Source organism: Devosia sp. ZW T5_3, from assembly GCF_044987315.1.
Taxonomy (GTDB): domain Bacteria; phylum Pseudomonadota; class Alphaproteobacteria; order Rhizobiales; family Devosiaceae; genus Devosia.
This window is the reverse complement of the sequence record NZ_JBJDRE010000012.1, coordinates 88,673-104,184: the sequence shown is the minus strand read 5'-3', so window position 1 is coordinate 104,184 and position 15,512 is coordinate 88,673. Positions and strand designations below refer to the sequence as shown.

The following is a 15,512-nucleotide window of genomic DNA, read 5'->3' as shown; positions in this document are numbered from 1 at the left end:
GTCGCGTGGCCCCCTTCGAATCGAGTGCCGGCGTGGACAACCTTACCCAGCTCATTAATCGCATCGGTCTGCCCCGTCTCGCGGCCATGGCGACCGTGGCGGTATTGATGCTCGGTTTCTTCGGTTTCCTGATCATGCGGGCCCAGGCGCCCAATCTGGCTCCCCTCTATACCGGGCTGTCCCTCGAAGACTCTTCGGCAATTGTGACCGAACTGCAGACGGCCAACGTTCCCTTCGAACTGCGGGGCGATGGCGACACGATTCTCGTGCCTCGCGACCAGATCACCACCCTGCGCATGAGCTTGGCCAGTTCCGGCCTGCCCCAGCGCGGCCAGGTCGGTTACGAAATCTTCGACCAGCAATCGACCCTGGGTGCCACCAGCTTCGTGCAGAACATCAACAATGTTCGCGCTCTCGAAGGCGAACTGGCCCGCACCATCGCTTCGCTCAACCGCATCAAGTCGGCCCGCGTGCATCTGGTCCTGCCCGAGCGCGAATTGTTCCGTCGCGAACGCAAGGACCCCTCGGCTTCTATCGTCTTGTCCGTGCGGGGCGAGCTTTCCAGCGGCGAAATCCGCGCCATCCAGCATCTGGTGGCCTCCGCTATCGAAGGGCTGACGCCCACCCGCGTTTCCATCGTCGACGACCAGGGCAATCTGCTTGCCTCGGGCACTGAGGACGATGCGGCCGGCGCCATGTCCGGCCAGGCCGCCGAGCGCACGCTGGGCTTTGAGAACCGCCTGCGCACCCGCGTCGAGGACATGCTGGCCAATGTCGTTGGCGCCGGCCGCGCTCGCGTCGAGGTCGCTGCCGAGATCGATTTCAATCGCTCCACCACCACCCAGGAAACCTTCGACCCTGATGGGCAGGTCGTTCGCTCCACTCAATTGCGCGAAAACCAGAACCTGTCCAATGGCGCCACCGGCCAGGTCACCGTCGCCAATGAACTGCCCGGCGCGAGCCAGAACAACGGCGCCGCCGGCACCAGCGAGCAGGGCACCTCGAGCGAAGAGGTCACCAATTACGAGATTTCCAAGACCACCCAGACCGCCGTTACTGAAGCCGGCGCGGTCAAGCGCCTCTCTGTCGCCGTCGTGGTCGATGGCGTCTACACCACCGACCCGCAAGGCGCCCCGGTCTACACCCCCCGCACCGCCGACGAGATCGCCCAGATCCTGACCCTGGTCCGCTCCGCCGTCGGCTATTCGGAAACCCGCGGCGATAGCGTCGAAGTGGTCAATATGCAGTTCGCCGAGCGTCCCGAACTGGCGACACCCGGTACCGATGCTTCGGCTGGCCTGCTGGATTTCACCCGCGACGATCTGATGAACGGCGCCGAAATGGCGGTCACTCTGCTCATCGCCCTGGCTTTGGTCTTCTTCGTCATGCGCCCGCTGCTCAAGCGAGTGCTGACCCCCGAAAGCCAGCCACTGGCTCTGCCCACCGCCGCCGAAGTCAGCCATCACGGCGTACTCGCCGCCAATGGCGAGGTGTTGGCGGAAACGACGGCAGAGCCGCGTGACAAGACTCCCGCCTGGGTCGCGAATGCCCGCTCCATGGGCGAAACCCAATTGCAGACCCTCAAGACGGTCGGCACCCTTGTTGAAGAAAATCCCAAGCAGGCCGCACTAATCGTGCGCGACTGGCTGGGCAACGCGGCGTAACCGAGATGGCCCTGGTTTCCCAATCCACCGACATTCCAGACATCACCGCCCCCCGCCAATTGGTGGTCGGCGCCGGTGAACAGCGCGTGCTGCGTGGCGACGAAAAAGCTGCCGCTCTTCTGCTTGCTCTCGGCCCCGATTACGGCAAGCCCATTTTCGACGAGCTGGATGAGCTGGAAATCAAGACCCTCTCCCGCGCCATGGTGCGGCTTGGCCCGATCACCCAGGAAATGCTCGACGACCTGATGATCGAGTTCGTCACCACCATTGCCTCCAATGGCTCACTGTCGGGCAATACCGATTCCACCGAACGCCTGCTGCTCTCGTTCCTGCCCGCCGAGCGCGTCGATTCCATCATGGAAGAAATCCGCGGCCCGGCCGGCCGCAATATGTGGGAAAAGCTGAGCAACGTTCAGGAAGACGTGCTCGCCGCCTATCTCAAGAACGAATATCCCCAGACCATCGCGGTGGTGCTCTCCAAGATCGCCCCCGACCACGCCTCTAAGGTCCTCGCCATTCTCCCCGAGGAGCTGGCGATGAATGTGGTGCAGCGCATGCTGGGGCTCGACCCCGTGCAGAAGGAAATCCTCGAGAAGATCGAGACCACCCTGCGCACCGAATTCATGTCGACGCTCAGCCACACCAAGCGTCGCGACAGCCACGAGCAGATGGCCGAAATCTTCAACAGCTTCGATCGCCAGACCGAAGCCCGCTTCATCACTTCGCTCGAGGAAAACAGCCGCGAAGATGCCGAGCGCATCAAGGCGCTGATGTTCACCTTCGAAGATCTGACCCGCCTCGAGGCCTCCGCCATGCAGACCCTGCTGCAGCGCATGGACAAGCGCGAACTGGCCCTTTCTCTCAAGGGTGCCAACGAGACCATCAAAGACTTCTTCTTCGCCAATATGTCGGCCCGTTCCGCCAAGCTGCTGCGCGACGACATGGAAACCATGGGCGCCGTGCGCCTCAAGGATGTCGATGAGGCGCAGGGCCGCATGGTCTCCACCGCCAAGGACCTCGCCGCCAAGGGCGAGATCATCATCCTCAAGACCAAATCCGACGACCAGATGGTGGCGTAAGTGGCACAGGCAGCACGTTTCACCTTCGATCTGGACCTAGGCGAGCGCCCCACCCCGGCCATGGCGCCCATTCGCCCCACCGTGCCCGAAGATCTGGTCGCCCAGCTCGTCGCTCAGGCGCGCGAGGATGCCTATGCCGAGGGCGTCGCCCAGGGCGAAAAGAACGCCACCGCCATGGCGGCCCAAACCCTTGCCGCTGCCGCCGGCACGCTGGCCACCCGCACCGGCGAAATGGTCGCGGCCCTCGATGACGCCATGACCCAGAGCCGCCGCGAGGCGGTAGAGCTGGCGGCCAGCATTGGCCGCAAGCTGGCGCTGCACCTGCTGGCCCGCCATCCCACGGTCGAGCTCGACGCGCTGATCGCCGAATGCATGCAGAGCCTGAATGGCGTGCCGCATCTGGTCATCCGCTGCCATCCCGACATTGCGGACGCCATCCGCGACGTCGCCACCGCCCATATGCAGACCTCCGGCTTTGCCGGGCGCCTCGTCGTCATGGGTGATCCCGACCAGCGCCTGAGCGACGGGCGTCTCGAATGGGTCGATGGTGGCCTGGTCCGGGACATCGCCGCCATATCAGCCGACATCGACAAGGCCATTTCGGCCTATCTCAACACACCCGCCGCTGCGAACCAAGAGGAGACCGGACATTGATCCCCGATCCCAATGACACTGCCGGCTCTGAAGGCATTACCTTCGAGGAAATGACCGTCCCCGGCCAGCGCGGCGGACCCGAGACTTATGCCGAGCGCAATGCCGCCGATCTCGAAGCCGTATTCGACGTGCATGTGCGCATTTCGGTGGTGCTGGGCCGCACCAAGATGCCGGTCAGCCAATTGCTCCGCATCGATACCGGCACCGTTATCGAGCTGGACCGCCAGGTCGGCGAGGCCGTCGAAATCTTCGTCAATGACCGCCTCGTGGCGCGTGGTGAAATCGTGCTGGTCGAAGGCCGGCTCGGCGTCACCATGACCGAAATCATCAAGCCCCAATAAGGAGTCCGGAACCATGCGTCTCCTCATCATCGGGGCCCTTGAAGGCCAGCTCAGCACCGCCACCAAAATGGCCATGGATGGCGGCGCCAAGGTCGCCCACGCCCCCTCCATCGAAATCGCTCTGGCGGCCCTCCGCGCCGGCCGCGGCGCCGATCTGCTGCTGGTCGATGTCATGATGGACATTGCCGGGCTGATCGCGGGCCTTGAAGCCGAACGCATCGCCATTCCCGTCGTCGCCTGCGGCATCGAGACCAATGCGGCCGCCGCCGTCAACGCCATTCGCGCCGGCGCCAAGGAATACATTCCCTTGCCGCCCGATGCCGAGCTGATTGCCGCCGTCATCGCCGCCGTCGCCCGCGACAGCTCCGAATTCCTCTACCGCGACCCAGCCATGGACCGCGTCGTCCGCATGGCCGAGCAGATTGCTGGCTCCGACGCCTCCATCCTCATCACCGGCGAAAGCGGCACCGGCAAGGAAGTCATCGCCAAACACGTCCATGCCCGTAGTAAGCGCGCTGGCAAGCCCTTCATCTCGGTCAACTGTGCCGCCATCCCCGAAGCCCTGCTCGAATCCGAACTTTTCGGCCACGAGAAAGGCGCCTTTACCGGCGCCATCGCCCGCCGCATCGGCAAGTTCGAGGAAGCCTCAGGCGGCACCCTGCTGCTCGACGAAATCAGCGAAATGGATGTGCGCCTCCAGGCCAAGCTGCTGCGCGCCATTCAGGAACGCATTATCGACCGCGTCGGCGGCACCAAGCCCGTCCCCGTCGATATCCGGATCCTGGCCACCTCCAACCGCAACCTCAACGAGGCCGTGCGCGAAGGCAGCTTCCGCGAAGACCTGCTGTTCCGCCTCAACGTGGTCAATCTCAAGCTCCCCCCACTCCGCGACCGCCCCGGCGATATCGTGGCTTTGTCCGAACACTTCGTCGCCAAATACGCCAAGGCCAATGGCCTGCCGCCGCGCGCCCTTTCCGCCGAAGCCCGCGACGCCCTGCTCAAGGCTCCATGGCCGGGCAATGTCCGCGAGCTGGAAAACACGCTGCACCGGGCGGTCCTGCTCTCCTCGGGCGATATTATCGGCCCCGACGCGATCGTCCTGCCCGACGGCATGGGCCTGATCGAAGCCGCCAGTGCCGGCAGCCTGTCGGCTCAATTGGCCCAAACCGCCCAGACCATGTCGGCGGCCCTGGTCGGCCGCACGGTCGCCGATGTGGAACGCGACCTGATCCTCGACACACTCGATCACACCCTGGGCAATCGCACCCACGCCGCCAACATCCTGGGCATCTCGATCCGCACCCTGCGCAACAAGCTCAACCAATATGCCGACGAAGGCACCAACGTGCCCGACCCCGGCGAGAGACGGTCAGTGGCTTGATGAATATTGGGCCGACCACAAATCCCGCGCCTAACGCTGGTGATCAAATCTCATGACTGACCTCCCAGCCGGCCGGCCCCGCCCAGCCTTCAAGATCCCCACCGCTGCGTCAGTCTTCGACCTGCTCCGCTCGGGCGATATCGCCCTTGCCGCCGGCGTCATGGGCCTCATCGTCATTCTCATCGTGCCGATGCCGCCGCTGCTGCTCGATGCGCTGCTGGCTGTCTCCATCGTCTTTTCCGTGATGATCCTGATGACGGCGCTGTTCATCCAGAAGCCGCTCGAATTCTCGTCCTTCCCGACGGTCCTGCTCATCGCCACCATGCTGCGGCTGGGCCTGAACCTCGCCACCACCCGCCTCATCCTCTCCGATGGTCACACCGGCACCGCCGCCGCCGGCCACGTCATCGAGGCCTTCGGCCACTTCGTCATGCGTGGCAATTTCATCATTGGCGTCGTGGTCTTCGCGATCCTGGTGATCGTCAACTTCATCGTCATCACCAAGGGTTCCGGCCGCATCGCCGAAGTCGCCGCCCGCTTCAACCTCGATGCCATGCCTGGCAAGCAGATGGCCATCGACGCCGATCTCAGCTCAGGCCTGATCGATGAAGCCACCGCCAAGCAGCGCCGCGCCGATCTCGAAGGCGAAAGCGCGTTCTTCGGCAACATGGACGGCGCCAGTAAATTCGTGCGCGGCGACGCCATTGCTGGCCTGATCATCACCTTCATCAACGTCATTGCCGGCATGATCATCGGCATGATGCAGGAAGGCCTCTCCATCCAGGAGGCCGGCAATGTCTATACCCTTTTGACCATCGGCGACGGCCTGGTCTCCCAGATTCCCGCGCTGATTGTCTCCACTGCCGCCGGCATCCTGGTCTCCAAATCCGGCGTGACCGGCTCGGCCGACAAGGCTCTTTCGGCCCAGTTCACCGGCTATCCCCGCGCTTTGGGCATGTCCTCGGCCGTCATGGGCCTGCTCGCCTTCCTGCCCGGCATGCCGGTCATTCCCTTCCTCGCCATCGCTGGTGGCGTGGGCTACCTGGCGTGGCGCTCGGCCAGCAAGAAGGACGAAAGGCAGGCCGAGGTCGATCTGAAGTCGGCCATTGAAGCCAGCAAGCCCGGCGGCGCCAATGCTCCCGCCACCGAAGCCCCGATTTCCGACAGCCTCAAGATCGACGAACTCAAGCTCGAACTCGGCTATGGTCTGCTCAGCCTGGTCAAGGAAGACGAAAACGGTTCTGATCGTCTCACCGAGCAGATCAAGGCGCTGCGCCGGCAACTGGCGACCGAACTGGGCTTTGTCATGCCCCCGGTCCGCATTCTCGACAATATGCAGCTCGAGCCCAACGACTACAAAGTCCGCATCAAGGAAGTCGAAGCCGGCCACGGCCAGATTTTCGCCAATCAGCTGATGGTCATGGACCCCATGGGCAACCAGATCGACCTGCCCGGCCACCACACCACCGAGCCCACTTTCGGCCTGCCCGCCACCTGGATCGAGCCGGCCCTACGCGACGAAGCCGAGCTGCGTGGCCTCTCCATCATCGATCCCTCGACGGTCATTTCCACGCACCTGACCGAAGTGCTCAAGGCCAACGTTTCCGACCTGCTCAACTACGCCAATGTGCAATCCCTGCTTTCGGGCCTGCCCAAGGATCAGCAAAAGCTGGCCGAAGACATCATTCCCGGCCTCATCTCGGTCTCGGGCGTCCAGCGTGTGCTGCAGACCCTGCTGACCGAGCGCATCTCGATCCGCGATCTCTCCACCATTCTCGAAGGCATTGCCGAAATCGCCGGCCCCGGCCGCTCCACCCAGATGATTGCCGAGCATGTCCGCTCGCGCCTCGCCCGCCAGATCTGCGCCGCCAATCTGGGCCCCGACGGCAATCTGCCGCTCCTCACCCTCTCCCCGCAATGGGAGCGCGATTTCGCCGAAGCCATGGTGGGTGATGGCGACAACCGGCACCTGGCCATGGCCCCCTCGCGCCTGCAGCAATTCATCGCTGGCATCCAGCAGGGCTATGAGCGCGCCGCCCAGATGGGCGAATTGCCCGTGCTGATCACCTCACCCTCCATCCGCCCCCATGTCCGCGCCATCATCGAGCGCTTCCGCCCGCAAACCGTGGTCATGAGCCAGAACGAAGTCCACCCCCGCATCCGCCTCAAGACGGTGGGCAGCATCTAGCCATGGGGAAGGTCTATCTGACGGGCCACCTCGAAGTGCCGCCCGACCGCATCGAAGCAGTCACAGCGGCCCTGCCCGCTCACATCGCCCGCACCCGTGCTGAACCGGGATGTCTCGCCTTTTCCGTCGCCCAAAGCCCAGACAATCCCACCCATTTCCTGGTCAGCGAAATCTTCGCCAACCAATCCGCCTTCGACGCCCACCAGCACCGCGCCGCCACCTCCGCCTGGGCCGAGATCACCGCCGGCTTGCAACGGCACTATTCCATTCGCACGGAATAGCGCCCGTTCTCCGCTACTGCAGCAGATGTCCCGGCAGCAATGGCGGCTTTTTTATCTCGGTGTCTTCCTTGGACAGATCGAGCTGGTCCTCGCGCGCCAGTTCTTCCTCGGCCCGGCGCCAGAATTCCTGATCCCGGCCCTGCGGCCATCCAGCCCGCTCCCATAGCAGATAGGCTCGGTTGCGAATTTTTCCTTCATCCCATCCGATCATCTTTCATCTCCGCGACATGGGTTGATTCAACTAAAACGCTTGGCGGGGGGCCAGGTTGCCCAGGTTGGAACCACCTGGCCACCGCGTTCATTGCTCATCAAACGGAGTGAAATCATGTACAAGCCAGCCGGCCACAACAGCCTTTCCCCCTACCTGATCGTCAGCGACGCCAAGCCGGTGCTCGATTTCATCAAAGCCGTGTTTGGCGACGAGCCCACGCTGGAGCATCGCGACGAGAGCGGCGCCTTGCGCCATGTCGAATTCAAGATCGACGATACCGTGCTGATGCTCGGCCAGGCGCCCGGCGCCACCAGCAGCGCTCATATCCACGTCTATGTTCCCGATGTCGACCAGAGCTTCGAACTGGCCCGCGCCGCCGGCGGCAAGGTGGTGCAGGAACCTACCCAAAAGGACGATGCCGATCGCCGCTGCGGCATCACCGATCCTTCCGGCACCACCTGGTGGCTCGCCACCACCCAGGGTTTCAACAACGCCTGATTATCGCTCCGTCAGCGCCAGCCGCGCGCCCAGCAGTACGAACGCCCCGGCAAATGTCCGCCGCATCCACGTCATGATGGCCGGCCGGCTGATCACCTGCCCGCGGATCGATGCGGCAAACAGCCCATAGAGTGCGAACACTACAAAAGTCATGCCCATGAACACCGCGCTCAATTCCAGCATTTGCGGCAGGGCGTTGGGCGCATCCGCCGGCACGAATTGCGGCAGGAAAGCAAAGAAGAAGATCGACAGCTTGGGATTGAGAATATTGATCAGCACGCTTTCCACGATCACCTTGGCCGCCGATTTATGCGCCACATCCTGCTCGACGCTGAGTGCACCGGTTTCGCGCAATGTGGCCCAGGCCATATAGAGTAGGTAGGCGACGCCCAGATATTTGATGATTTCAAACGCCAATGCGCTGGTGTGCAGGATCGCCGCCAGGCCCGTGATCGCCGCCAGCATATGCGGCACGATCCCCAGCGTGCAGCCAAACGCCGCCACCGCGCTCGCCTTTGCGCCCCGGCTGAGCCCAGCGGCGATGGTGTAAAGCGCGCCCGTGCCCGGCGAAACGACCACGATCAGCGTGGTTATCAAAAATTCGATGCTCATGCCCTACCCTCCAGCGCTGCAGCCTTGTGGTCTTATACCAGATCATGCCCATAATGGCTTCGCCTGCACACCCCGCCCTCGCCATTCTCCCCCGCGGAACACCACGCTCCCTCGCGCATTATTCGCCTACGACTTGGGGCAAGCTCAATGAAACTCTTCGTCTGCGACCATTGCGGCAACACCGTCTATTTTGAGAACGCGGTGTGCGAACGCTGCCGCCACCAGCTCGGCTATCTGCCTGATCGCAATGCCTTGGTGTCACTGGTCGAGAGCGGCGGTCATTGGAGCAGTCCGGTCTTTCCCGGCGAGGCCTATCTGTTCTGCGAGAACGCCCGCTATGGCGCCTGCAATTGGCTGGTCCCTGCCAATCCCGGCGGCGACGTCTATTGCGCCGCCTGCCGGCACAATGACACTATTCCCTCCCTTGCCGATCCGAGCAATCTGCTACGCTGGCAAATTATCGAGCGCGCCAAGAAGCGCCTGTTCTATTCCTTGCTGCGCCTGCATCTGCCGCTGCGCACCCGGACTGGGGACCCCGCGCACGGGCTTTCCTTCCGCTTCCTGGCCGATATGCCCATCGAACCCGTCCCCGTGATGACCGGCCATGATAGCGGCATCATCACCATCGCCCTGGCCGAGGCCGACGATGCCGAGCGCGAAAGCCGCCGCACCGCCATGGGCGAGCCCTATCGCACCCTGCTCGGCCATTTCCGCCACGAAATCGGCCATCACTATTGGGATCTGCTGGTCGCCAACACATCAGCGCTCGAGCGCTTCCGCGCCCTGTTCGGCGATGAAACCGCCGATTACGCGCAAAGCCTGGCCACCTACTATGCCACTGGCGCTCCTCTCGGCTGGCCGCAAACCCATATCAGCGCCTATGCCAGCGCCCACCCTTGGGAGGATTTTGCCGAAACCTTCGCCCATTACCTGCACATCACCGATACGGTCGAAATGGCCGCCGCCTTCGGCGTTCGCGCCCGCCCCAAGACTGCGGATGAATCCCTGGCCGTGGGTGTTGATTTCGATCCCTATACCACACCCGATATGCAGACCGTGGTCGACAACTGGATTCCCCTGGCGTCCATGCTCAACAATCTCAATCGCGCCATGGGTCATCCCGACGCCTATCCCTTCATCCTCACGCCCCAGGTGATCGAAAAACTCGGCTTCGTGCATGATCTGGTGCATGGGCAAATGACCTAGCCACCCCGCCATCGCCTCGCTATTGTCCGCCCATGTCCGACATCACCATTCTCACCGTCCCGCCTTTCTCCACGCTCTGCAATGCCGCCTTCGCGCTGCGCCGCGAAGTGTTCGTCTGGGAACAAAAAGTCCCCGAGGCGGAGGAAAATGACGCCGACGATCTCACCGCCACCCATTTCGTCGCCATTCTCGAAGGCGAAGTGGTCGGCACGCTGCGCCTGCTCGACAAGCCCGAGCACGTCAAGATCGGCCGCGTCGCCGTGCGGGCCAGCTTCCGCGGCAAGGGCATAGCCAAGGCTATGATGCTGGCTGCCATGAACTACGCCAAAGCCCAAGGCCGCGAGCGCTTCTATCTCACCGCCCAGTCCGACAAGCTCGGCTTTTACGAACGCCTGGGCTTTGCCGCCTTCGGTCCCGAATTTCAGGATGGCGGCATGCCCCACCGTGCCATGCGCAGTTATGACCGTGACACGGCGGCCTTGAGCTAGCTTGGATTACATCGGCGCCATTAACCAGTTAGCAACCCATTAAGCCTGCCGAGCGGTCCTGCGTGCTCCGCCATCACTGCTGCGCTATGGTCGGCGATGTCGGGAGCATTGCGCGCCGCCTGGTTGCGCCGCGTGCTCCAAGAACGAAAAACCGCCCAGGGAGGCGGAGAAGGCCGGCCTCGCCTGAGAGCCGGTCTTTTCATTTGGTTCCCCAAAAGCGACGAAAAATCGGTGCGGAACATCTCGCGCACTCGTGACGTTGACCCCTCATAAATGGGCCGCACGGTGCGCCACCTCGCAAGTTTTGCACCGCACGGCCCTGTTCACCGAACCGATGAACCTAAGGAGCCTACAATGATCCGCACCCTGTTGACCACTTCGGCGCTAGCCCTGCTGCTTGCGGCCCCCGCGATCGCACAGGAAGCCACCCCGCCGGCCCCGGACGCGCCGGCTACCACTGAAGCCCCGGCCGCTCCTGCAGCGCCCGCCGCTCCGGCTCCGGCCGACTCTGTCGATACCGGCGCCGCCCAGACCACTGACGTCAATGAACCCTGGGACATGTCAGCCGGCTACACGGCTGCCGATACCGATAACCTCGGCACAAGGCTGATCGGCCAGCCGGTCTATTCGTCCAGCGGCGACGACGCCGAAGAAATCGGCAATGTTTCCGATATCGTGTTTGACGAAGGCGGCCAGATCACCGCCGTGGTGATCGGCGTCGGCGGGTTCCTGGGCATTGGCGAAAAAGCCGTGGCCGTGGACTTCAGCCAGCTCGAATTCACCCTGGCTGGCGACAATACCGAGCGCTGGGTCCTGCCCACCACTGCCGAAGCCTTGACCGCGGCGCCCGACTTCGTTTGGGCCGAGGATGAGCCGGTCGATACCACGGCTCCCGCCGATGGCGCGGCGCCTGCTGCCCCTGCCGATGGTGGCGCCATGGCACCGGCCCCGGCAACCAACTGACCCCTTCAGGGATTATGAGCGTGAGGGCCGGCCTTCGGGCCGGCCCTTTGCATTCCGGCTTAAGGATAATTCATGCGCCACTTCGTCACCGCCTCTGCCCTCGTCCTGCTGCTGGCCAGCTCCGCTTATGCTCAGGACACTGCGCCTTCTCCAGTCGCCCCCAGCGAGCTCGAGCAAAGCGGCCTCACGCCACCAACCGTGCTCTCCGAAGGCTATGCGGCCGACGATCAGGACGTGCTGGTGACCAAGCTATTGGGCCAGAAGGTCTACACTTCGGTGGCGGACAATGCTCGTGAGGTCGGCACCATCAACAATATGGTCATTACATCGGGCATGGGCATTTCCGCCGTGGTGATCGGCGTTGGCGGCTTTCTGGGCATTGGCGAAAAAGACGTCGCAGTCGATTTCGCCGAACTCACCTGGGCCGAGCGCGAGGATGGCACCCGCCGCTGGGTGCTTGAGACCACCGAGGAAGAACTCTCCGAAGCTCCTGCCTTCATCTGGACCGACAGTGAGGAAGCCACCGGCAAGCCCGCCCTCACCACCCAGCAGGAGCAAAACCAGCTGGTCGACGGCAATCCCAACGCCACCCCTGTCGCCCCTTCCCTCACCACCGACCAGCCGGAGCGCCCGATCATCACCACGACGCCCGACCGTTCCGGCCTGACCAATGTCGACCAGGCCGATCTCAGCGCCGACGACCTCCGCGGCATCCCGGTTTACGGTCTCAATGACGAGCAGATCGGCACCATCAGCGATGTCGTCCTCACGCCCCAGGGTAATTCGGACGCCATCATCGTCGATGTCGGCGGCTTCCTGGGCCTCGGCGCCAAGCCAGTCGCGGTCGGTTTTGAAAACCTGACCTTCTCCTCCGACACCAATGGCCAGCGCTACCTCTTCCTCAATACCTCCCGTGATCAGCTCGAAACCCAACCCGCCTACGATCCGCAAACTTATGAAGCCGAACGCGCCACCCAGCGCATGGTGATCACGCCTTGATCTCACGGTGAGGTCTCTGGCTGCCGAGCCCTCCCCAGCAGGGGAAAGGGCTCGGCGGACAAATCAGCCGCTAACCCTCCGGCCGATTCCGCGCTACCATCCCGCCATGTTCCGCTACATCCTCCTCATCGCCATCGCGTTTGTGGTCACCCTCACCCCCGCCATAGCCAAGCCAATTCGCCTCATGGTCGAATTCGCCAAGGTCGTCACCGATCCCCTCTCCGGTTTCGACAACCTGCAGATCGAGCTCACCCCTGCCAGCCAGCAAGCCATTGCCGAGTTCACCACCGAACATGTCGGCAAGACCATCGATGTCAGTATCGACGGCAAGATCATCAATTCCCCCACGATCCAGTCCCCCATCCTGGGCACCAGCATCATGCTCAGCGGCCCCTATTCGGTCTACGAACTGCAATTGATGGCCAACCAACTCACCGACAAAACCTCCACCGTCGAAATCGACCTCGCCAAAAAGCAGCGTTAGGACGCGCCCATGCCCCACCATATTGCGCAGCCTCGATGAAAAACATCGACCTCATCGAGCAGGCCGCCCAACTGCTCAGGCCCCATCAAACCACCGCCGGCCGCCTGTTTGGCGACGTCGGTGCCGTGGTGGTCTCCGGCACCGGCAAGGTCTATGCCGGGGTCTGTGTCGACACCCCCAGTTGGGGCCTTTGCGCCGAACGTAGTGCGCTGGCCGCGATGATCACGCAGAGCGAATACCGCATCAAACAAGTGGTCGCCGTCTGGCGAAACGAACAGACCGGCCAACTTCACGTCCTGCCGCCCTGCGGCGTCTGCCGCGAATTCATGCGCCAGATCGACGACGCCAATCTTGACGCCGAGATCATCCTCGACCGCGACCAGACCCAAACCCTGCGCGAACTCCTTCCCGCGCACGAATGGCCCAAGCCTCTGGCGCCCTGACTGTTGCGAAAACAAAAAAGGCCCGCATTAGCGGGCCCTTCCTCCATCCATCCAAAACCATCTCAGTTGCGGAAGCGCAACCGGCCGATTTCGTCATATTCGGCCTGCTCGACCTTGAGCTGGTCGGCGGCTTCGCGCTGGTGTTCGCGCTGGTCGAGTAGCTCGACCTTTTTCAAATCTTCGATGGCTTCCGCCAGGGCGTCCTGCGCCGTTTCGAGCTTGCTGCGCATATCGGTGGCCGAGGCCAGCAGATTGTCGCGCCGCGCCGTGGCGGCCTTGGCAAAGGTCGAGTAGGCGAAATGGGCCACGTCCGAAATGCCGGTCTTGGTCTGCTCGATTTCGATCTGCTGATCGAGTTCGCCGGCCATGCGCTCGAAGTCATTGACCATCATTTCGATCTGGCTGACCTGGCGGCGCTTTTCGTCCACCTGGAACTTCTTGAGCCGTATGAGGCTCTCGCTGCGCGATTTCAAGACCTGTACTCCTTACACATCAAGTCAGTTCCAGGGCCAATACACAGCCCCTTCAGACCGCTGCGCCTGCCTCGGCCACAATCGCCTCGAGCATTTTATAGCCCTCGGCAATTGTCGTCGTCTCTTCCCGGCTCTGGCCCAAAAAAGCCTCAAGCGCGGGATAGACAGCAATCGCGCGGTCCACTTTCGGATCTGACCCTTTCCGGTAAGCCCCCAGCCGGATCAGTTCCTCCATGTCCGAAAATATGGACATGAGCTCTCGCGCCTTGGCCAGGACCGGTCGCACATCGACCGGAACGCACCCTGGCATGGTGCGCGAGATGGACCGGAGCACGTTGACTGCCGGGAAACGACCCCGTTCGGCAATCCCGCGCTCCATCACGATGTGCCCATCCAGAATGCCGCGCACGGCGTCCGCAATGGGCTCATTGTGATCATCACCTTCTACCAAAACGGTAAAGAGACCGGTAACAGAACCCGTTGTCGGCGTTCCTGGGCCGGCCCGTTCCAACAATCGTGGCAATTCCGTGAAAACCGTGGGCGGATAACCCTTGGCCGTGGGCGGCTCCCCGATAGCGAGGCCAATTTCGCGCTGCGCCATGGCAAAGCGGGTCAGGCTATCCATCATGCACAGCACGCGCTTGCCCTGGTCGCGGAAGAATTCGGACAGCGCCAGGCTCATATAGGCCGCCTGCCGGCGCATCAGCGCCGCCTCGTCGGAGGTAGCCACCACTACGACCGCATGGGCCAGCCCCTCCTCGCCTAGATATTCCTGGATGAATTCATGCACCTCGCGACCGCGTTCGCCGATCAGCCCGATCACCGCCACATCCACATTGGTGTTGCGCGCCAGCATGGACATCAGCACGGACTTGCCCACCCCAGAGCCCGCAAAAATGCCCAGCCGCTGCCCCTCGCACACCGTAGTAAAGGTATTAAGGCACCGCACCCCCAGGTCGAGCGGCTCGCCCACCCGCACCCGATCATGCGCCAGCAGTGGATTTTGCTGCAGCGGATAGGCCACTGCCCCCCGCGGCACCGGCCCCTTGCCATCGATCGGCTCGCCATTGGCATTGACCACCCGGCCCAGCCAGCCTTCCGATGGGAACGCCGCCCCGTCATGGCGCTGGAACACCGCCTTGCAACCCAGCCGCACCCCGGCTAGCTGCCCGAACGGCAGGCACAGTGCATGCCCGCCCTTGAAGCCGATGATCTCGGCGGCCAGATGCTCGCCATTGACGGTCTCGATCTTGACCCGCCCGCCCACGCGCAATTCGCGCACCGGCCCGACGATTTCCATCAACAGGCCCTGCACGGATTTCACCCGGCCGAACACTTCGACATCGTCGATGGCATCGATGGCTGAAATCAGCGCCTTCATCGGTTCAGACCCGTTCATCACTGTGGCAGGACATGGTTTCCGCCGCCGCATTTGCAGCTGTCGCCGCGAATCAGATGGTAACGCAACGTTAAGCAAAAAGCTGTATTCCCAGTGTCGGGGCACTCCGTTTGCGCCGTGCCGCGCACCCTGCCCTAAACCCCTGACA

18 protein-coding genes are annotated in these 15,512 nt (G+C 63.0%); 14 read left to right on the top strand and 4 right to left on the bottom strand.

Features of this window, described 5'->3' with window-relative positions:
* Window positions 1–32 precede the first annotated feature (32 nt).
* The 7 genes from fliF to ACI3KW_RS15775 are packed head-to-tail and all read left to right on the top strand — an operon-like array spanning window position 33 to window position 7,588.
* Window positions 33–1,664 (top strand): flagellar basal-body MS-ring/collar protein FliF, encoded by a 1,632-nt coding sequence (fliF, locus tag ACI3KW_RS15805; protein ID WP_262165999.1) that lies wholly within the window; start codon window positions 33–35, stop codon window positions 1,662–1,664.
* 5 nt (window positions 1,665–1,669) lie between these two features.
* Entirely contained in the window at window positions 1,670–2,743 is a 1,074-nt protein-coding gene (gene fliG, locus ACI3KW_RS15800; protein ID WP_113120150.1) for a flagellar motor switch protein FliG, read from the top strand.
* Window positions 2,744–3,397, top strand: coding sequence for a hypothetical protein (locus ACI3KW_RS15795; RefSeq protein ID WP_404848853.1), 654 nt, complete (start codon window positions 2,744–2,746; stop codon window positions 3,395–3,397).
* A 50-nt stretch (window positions 3,398–3,447) separates the two neighbouring features.
* Window positions 3,448–3,738 (top strand): flagellar motor switch protein FliN, encoded by a 291-nt coding sequence (fliN, locus tag ACI3KW_RS15790; RefSeq protein WP_404848910.1) that lies wholly within the window; start codon window positions 3,448–3,450, stop codon window positions 3,736–3,738.
* Between the two features lie 13 nt (window positions 3,739–3,751).
* Complete coding sequence (locus ACI3KW_RS15785) at window positions 3,752–5,119, top strand: sigma-54 interaction domain-containing protein (RefSeq protein WP_404848852.1); 1,368 nt, start codon at window positions 3,752–3,754, stop codon at window positions 5,117–5,119.
* 52 nt (window positions 5,120–5,171) lie between these two features.
* On the top strand, window positions 5,172–7,307 hold the full coding sequence (gene flhA, locus ACI3KW_RS15780) for a flagellar biosynthesis protein FlhA (protein ID WP_404848851.1): 2,136 nt from the start codon (window positions 5,172–5,174) through the stop codon (window positions 7,305–7,307).
* 2 nt (window positions 7,308–7,309) lie between these two features.
* On the top strand, window positions 7,310–7,588 hold the full coding sequence (locus tag ACI3KW_RS15775) for a putative quinol monooxygenase (protein WP_404848850.1): 279 nt from the start codon (window positions 7,310–7,312) through the stop codon (window positions 7,586–7,588).
* Between the two features lie 13 nt (window positions 7,589–7,601).
* Here ACI3KW_RS15775 and ACI3KW_RS15770 read toward each other — a convergent pair whose 3' ends face one another.
* Window positions 7,602–7,799, bottom strand: a complete 198-nt coding sequence (locus ACI3KW_RS15770; protein ID WP_262165990.1) for a DUF2934 domain-containing protein — start codon at window positions 7,797–7,799, stop codon at window positions 7,602–7,604.
* A 114-nt stretch (window positions 7,800–7,913) separates the two neighbouring features.
* Between ACI3KW_RS15770 and ACI3KW_RS15765 the strand changes: the two genes are divergently transcribed.
* Window positions 7,914–8,297: a glyoxalase/bleomycin resistance/extradiol dioxygenase family protein gene (locus ACI3KW_RS15765; RefSeq protein WP_262165988.1), complete on the top strand. Its 384-nt coding sequence runs from the start codon at window positions 7,914–7,916 to the stop codon at window positions 8,295–8,297.
* On the opposite strand, the gene ACI3KW_RS15760 is transcribed toward ACI3KW_RS15765, so the two are convergent.
* Window positions 8,298–8,909: a LysE family translocator gene (locus ACI3KW_RS15760; RefSeq protein WP_404848849.1), complete on the bottom strand. Its 612-nt coding sequence runs from the start codon at window positions 8,907–8,909 to the stop codon at window positions 8,298–8,300.
* 147 nt (window positions 8,910–9,056) lie between these two features.
* Between ACI3KW_RS15760 and ACI3KW_RS15755 the strand changes: the two genes are divergently transcribed.
* The 6 genes from ACI3KW_RS15755 to ACI3KW_RS15730 all read left to right on the top strand — a co-directional run bounded on the left by ACI3KW_RS15755 (window position 9,057) and on the right by ACI3KW_RS15730 (window position 13,492).
* A complete protein-coding gene (locus ACI3KW_RS15755; protein WP_404848848.1) occupies window positions 9,057–10,115 on the top strand; it encodes a putative zinc-binding metallopeptidase in 1,059 nt (352 codons plus the stop codon).
* 32 nt (window positions 10,116–10,147) lie between these two features.
* Window positions 10,148–10,603: a GNAT family N-acetyltransferase gene (locus ACI3KW_RS15750; RefSeq protein WP_404848847.1), complete on the top strand. Its 456-nt coding sequence runs from the start codon at window positions 10,148–10,150 to the stop codon at window positions 10,601–10,603.
* Window positions 10,604–10,957: 354 nt separating this feature from the next.
* Window positions 10,958–11,566, top strand: a complete 609-nt coding sequence (locus tag ACI3KW_RS15745) for a PRC-barrel domain-containing protein (protein WP_113120141.1) — start codon at window positions 10,958–10,960, stop codon at window positions 11,564–11,566.
* 72 nt (window positions 11,567–11,638) lie between these two features.
* Window positions 11,639–12,565, top strand: coding sequence for a PRC-barrel domain-containing protein (locus tag ACI3KW_RS15740; protein ID WP_404848846.1), 927 nt, complete (start codon window positions 11,639–11,641; stop codon window positions 12,563–12,565).
* 106 nt (window positions 12,566–12,671) lie between these two features.
* Complete coding sequence (locus ACI3KW_RS15735; RefSeq protein ID WP_404848845.1) at window positions 12,672–13,049, top strand: SecDF P1 head subdomain-containing protein; 378 nt, start codon at window positions 12,672–12,674, stop codon at window positions 13,047–13,049.
* 35 nt (window positions 13,050–13,084) lie between these two features.
* Entirely contained in the window at window positions 13,085–13,492 is a 408-nt protein-coding gene (locus tag ACI3KW_RS15730) for a cytidine deaminase family protein (RefSeq protein WP_404848844.1), read from the top strand.
* 62 nt (window positions 13,493–13,554) lie between these two features.
* Here the strand turns inward: ACI3KW_RS15730 and fliJ are convergent, their stop codons facing one another.
* Window positions 13,555–13,965: a flagellar export protein FliJ gene (fliJ, locus tag ACI3KW_RS15725; RefSeq protein WP_404848843.1), complete on the bottom strand. Its 411-nt coding sequence runs from the start codon at window positions 13,963–13,965 to the stop codon at window positions 13,555–13,557.
* A gap of 52 nt (window positions 13,966–14,017) precedes the next feature.
* A complete protein-coding gene (gene fliI / locus ACI3KW_RS15720) occupies window positions 14,018–15,346 on the bottom strand; it encodes a flagellar protein export ATPase FliI (RefSeq protein WP_404848842.1) in 1,329 nt (442 codons plus the stop codon).
* Window positions 15,347–15,512: the final 166 nt, after the last annotated feature.